Genomic DNA, 4,569 nt, shown 5'->3' with positions numbered 1-4,569 from the left:
CGCGCGATCTGGAACCACTTCGCGTCGTTGGCGTTTCCGCCGGAGGACGTCGTCCGTCGGGTTCTCGACGCACTCGAGCCCGACCGTCCGCAGTCGACGCAGGCGCTGGAGCCGGCCGTGGATCTGGGTCGGACGCGGCTGGAGATGGTGCTCAAGGTGCTCGACGTCGACGGTGCGGTCCAGCGGGTGCGCGGCGGCTGGGTCTCCACCGGGCGGCCGTGGCATTACGACGCCGAGCGCTACGCGGGTCTGGCGGAGGCTCGGCAGGCCGAGCAGCAGACGATGATCGCCTACGAGCGCACCGACTCGTGCCGTATGGAGTTCCTGCGCGCGCAGCTCGACGACCCCACCCTCGACCCGGCGTCGCCCGGGTGCGGCCGCTGTGACAACTGCACCGGCGAGCGCCGCACCACCGACGTCGATTCCGGCGCGCTGACCCGGGCGCGCGAGGCGCTGGAGCGGCCCGGTGTGGTGCTTCCGCCTCGCCGGCAGTGGCCCACGGGCCTGGCCAAGCTCGACGTACCGCTCAAGGGCAAGATCGCCGACGGTCCCGCCGAGGGACGCGCGCTCGCGCGCCTCACCGACCTCGGCCTGGGACAGAAGCTGCGGGCGCTGCTCGCCGAGCCCGATCAGGACGCGCCCGAATGGCTGGCACGGGCGTGCGTACCGGTCCTGCGGGAGTGGGGCTGGTCCGAACGCCCCACCGGGGTCGTCGCCCTGGTCACCGGGGAGCACCCGCAGCTCGTCGCCGGCCTCGCCGCCGCGCTGACGCGGATGGGACGTATGGAGCCGCTCGGCGAGCTCACCCGCGACCCGGCGCTGCCGCCGGTGACGGCGCAGAACTCGGCCTACCGCGTGGCCCAGCTGTGGGGCACGTTCTCCGGCCCGGCCACTGCGCCGGACGGTCCGGTCCTGCTGGTCACCGATGTTCTCGGCACGGGTTGGACGGTCACCGAGGCGGCCCGGCACCTGCGCGCCTCCGGCGCCTCCGCGGTCCTGCCCCTGGCCGTCGCCGCCGCGGGTTAGGCGACCGCCGGTGATCGACAGGGTGGGCGCCGGCACGGGATCATCGACCCATGGTCACTTCGACGAGACCGTCGCCCACTGCCCGGCCGGGCACCTCCACGACCCGGTCTGATCGGTCATGAGCGTCCTGACGGTGGTCGCCCTGTCGCTGGGCTTCGTGCTGCTCATCGGCGGCGGTGAAGTACTGGTGCGGGGCGCCGGCGGTCTGGCCGCCGTCCTCGGGATCTCCCCGCTGGTGGTGGGACTCACCGTCGTCGCGTTCGCCACCTCGGCGCCGGAACTCGCGGTGAGCGTCGATGCCGCGCTGAGCGGATACCCGGGACTGGCCGTCGGCAACGTCGTGGGCAGCAATATCGCGAACATTCTGCTCATCCTGGGGCTGACCGCGATCGTCGCCCCTCTGGTGGCGACGTCCCGGATCGTGCGAGTCGACATCCCCATCATGGTGCTGTTCTCTCTGGTCGTGCTTCTGGTGGCCCTCGACGGCACGATCAGCTTCCTCGACGGTCTGCTGCTGTTCGCCGGCCTCGTGACCTATACGACCGCGACGATCGTCATCGCGCGCAAACAGGATGGAGACCGCGCCACCGAGGCATTGGACGCCCCGGCCGGTGACAGCGCGGGCGAGACGACGCCTACCGGCGGCGACACCTCGCACCCGGTCCTCCTCAACAGCGCTCTCGTGATCGCCGGGGTGGCGCTGCTCGTGATCGGGGCACGGCTACTCGTCACCGCGGCCAGTGATCTCGCGTCGGCCTGGGGGATGAGTGACTTGGTCATCGGTCTCACGGTGGTGGCCATCGGCACCTCCCTCCCGGAACTCGCCACGAGCCTCGTGGCGGCGATCCGCGGCGAACGCGACCTCGCCATCGGCAACATCGTCGGAAGCAACATGTTCAACATCGGCGCGGTTCTCGGAATGACCTCGCTCATCACGCCGATCGGGGTCGCCCCAGGGGCCATCCGCTTCGACCTGCCGATCATGCTCGCCGTCTCGATGGCTCTGCTCCCGATCGCCTTCACCGGGATGGCGATCAAGCGGTGGGAGGGACTGCTCTTCGCGGGGTTCTACGCCGCGTACGTCGCCTACGTGGTGCTGCAGGCCGCCGACCACGACGCGTTGGATCCGTTCAGCGCCGCCATGCTCTGGTTCGTCATCCCCGTCACCGCGCTGTGGCTGATCGTATTGGCCACCTACGAACTCGGTGTCCGGCGGGGACGCGGTCAGGCCCGCGGCCGGCCCGTCGCGAGAGACGACGGCGGCCGCGAGGGCGGTTGAGGGGAGGCGGCCCCGCATCGGCCGCCGGACGGCTCAGACCTCCCGCGCCATCGCCCGGCCGGCCTTCATCCCGGAGAAGATGCACCCGCCGAGGAACGTGCCCTCGAGCGAGTTGTAGCCGTGGACGCCGCCACCGCCGAATCCCGCGACCTCGCCGGCGGCGTACAGCCCCGGGAACGGCTCGCCGGCGGGAGTGAGGCACTGCGAATCGAGCGTCGTCTCGATCCCGCCGAGGGTCTTGCGCGTCATGAGGTGCACCTTCACCGCGATCAGCGGCCCACCCGAGCCGGCGGCCGAGCCCTTGCCCGGGCCGGAGTCGGCGAGCAGGCGGTGCGGCTTGGCCAGGCGGGTGAGCTTGTCGGTGAGCACGCGCCGCGAGTTGTGGATCGCCTGCACCTGCGCGTCTTTGGCGAACGGATTGTCCATCTGCCCGTCCATCGCCAGGACGAACTCCCGCACCTTCTCCACGTCCAGCTCGGGCTCGCCCTCCCGCAATAGCGAGTTCATGCCGGCGACCATCTCCTCGAGCGTGTCCGCCACCACCCAGTCGACGCCCTTCTCGGCGAAGTCGGCGATCGACGGGGGAAGGCCGCTGCCCGCCTTGGACGCGAACTTCCTTAGGCTCTTGTCGGTCAGCTCGGGGTTCTGCTCGGAGCCGGAGAGGATGAACTCCTTGCCGGCGATCGCCGAGTCGAGGATGAACCACGAGTAGTCCTGGCCGGCTCGGCGGATCGCCTCGATGGACGCCGTGGTGTGGAAGCCCGGGAAGAGCGGCACGGGCATCCGGTCGCCGTTCGCGTCGAGCCACAGGGTGGACGGTCCCGGGATGATGCGGATCGCGTGCGAGGGCCACACGGGCGCGAAGTGGGCCACGCCCTCGGTGTAGTGCCACATGCGGTCCCGGTTGATGAGGTTCACGCCGGATCGCGCGGAGATCTCCAGCATCCGCCCGTCCACGTGCTCGGGGACTCCCACGATGAGGTCCTTCGGCACGTCGCCGAGCCGGTCGGCGGGCCAGTACTTCCGCACCAGGTCGGGGTTGCCGCCGATCCCGCCGGAGGCCAGCAGCACGGCCTTCGCCCGGAACTCGAACTCCCCCGTCTCTTCGCGTGGAGACGCGACGCCGCGGTCGTAGTCGCAGGGCACGAGCGTCGCGCCGCGCACGCCCACGGCGCGGCCTTCTTCCACCACGATCTCGTCCACCCGGTGGCGCACCGCGAAACGGACCAGGCCGGCGCGGGCGGCGTCGCGGACGGGTTCCTCGAAGACGCGGACCACCTCGGGCCCGGTCCCCCACGCCACGTGGAAGCGCGGGACGGAGTTGCCGTGCCCGTTCACGTCGCCGCCGCCACGCTCGGCCCAGCCGACGGTGGGGATGATCCGCAGTCCCAGGTCGTGGAGGTACCGACGCTTCTCCCCCGCGGCGAACTCGACGTACGCACGCGCCCACTGCCGCGGCCAGTGGTCCTCGGGGCGGTCGAACCCGGCCGAGCCGAGCCAGTCCCGCCACGCGAGCTCGAGGGAGTCGGAGATGCCGATCCGCCGCTGCTCCGGGGTGTCCACGAGGAACAGCCCGCCGAGGGACCAGAACGCCTGCCCCCCGAGGTTCTTCTCGCTCTCCTGGTCCACCACGAGCACCTTCTTGCCCGCGCGCGTCGCCTCGTAGGCCGCCACGAGGCCGGCCAGGCCGTGCCCGACCACGATGATGTCCGGGTCGAACCCCGGCTCGGGCGCGGGCAGCGGCCCGGCGTTGGCGGCGCGGGACGTCGACGGCGGCTGCCACGACGGGTAGACGGGGTGGACGGGCCGGGCCTCACCGGTGGTGCGTGCGGAACGGGACGCGGAGCTGGTCATGGGTCCAGTGTGCCCGGTCACTCCAGGAGGTGGCGCAGGTATCGCTCGGGTGCGTCGAGGTAGCGCCGGTAGTGGTCCACCATCGCCAGGTCCTCCCATCTCGTCCGGTGCATCCCCTCGTCGGAGAGCTCGTACACCGCGGCGCCGGGGACGGAGGCGAGGATCGGCGAGTGGGTCGCCATGAGCACCTGCGCGCCGCGCCGGTCGGCCAGCTCGAGCAGCAGTGCCACCAGCCGGAGCTGCGCGTCGAACGACAGGCCCGCCTCCGGCTCGTCCAGGACGAACAGGCCGCCGCCGTCGAACCGGGAGGTGGTGAGGATGTCCCAGAACGCCTCGCCGTGGCTGCGCGTGTGAAAGTACTCCGTGGGCCCCGAGGTCTGATCCGCCTGCGAGGACTGCAGGTAGGTGAA

3 protein-coding genes and 1 pseudogene are annotated in these 4,569 nt (G+C 71.5%); 2 read left to right on the top strand and 2 right to left on the bottom strand.

Translation table 11 applies throughout. The features are described 5' to 3' along the window. Together G6030_RS10765 and G6030_RS10760 are read left to right on the top strand one after the other, a co-directional pair. A pseudogene (locus G6030_RS10765) lies at window positions 1–1,026 on the top strand (recombinase RecQ); the annotation flags it as partial. Window positions 1,027–1,144: 118 nt separating this feature from the next. Continuing rightward, window positions 1,145–2,305, top strand: coding sequence for a calcium/sodium antiporter (locus G6030_RS10760; protein ID WP_182643118.1), 1,161 nt, complete (start codon window positions 1,145–1,147; stop codon window positions 2,303–2,305). A 33-nt stretch (window positions 2,306–2,338) separates the two neighbouring features. Here the strand turns inward: G6030_RS10760 and G6030_RS10755 are convergent, their stop codons facing one another. Both G6030_RS10755 and G6030_RS10750 read right to left on the bottom strand, forming a co-directional pair. Further along, complete coding sequence (locus G6030_RS10755; protein WP_182643117.1) at window positions 2,339–4,159, bottom strand: FAD-binding dehydrogenase; 1,821 nt, start codon at window positions 4,157–4,159, stop codon at window positions 2,339–2,341. Window positions 4,160–4,176: 17 nt separating this feature from the next. Next, on the bottom strand, window positions 4,177–4,569 hold a 393-nt coding region (locus G6030_RS10750; RefSeq protein WP_182643116.1), incomplete at its 5' end, for an AAA family ATPase.

The organism is Dietzia sp. E1, assembly GCF_014145015.1.
Taxonomy (GTDB): Bacteria; Actinomycetota; Actinomycetes; order Mycobacteriales; family Mycobacteriaceae; genus Dietzia; species Dietzia cinnamea_A.
This window is presented reverse-complemented; position numbering and strand designations above follow the sequence as displayed.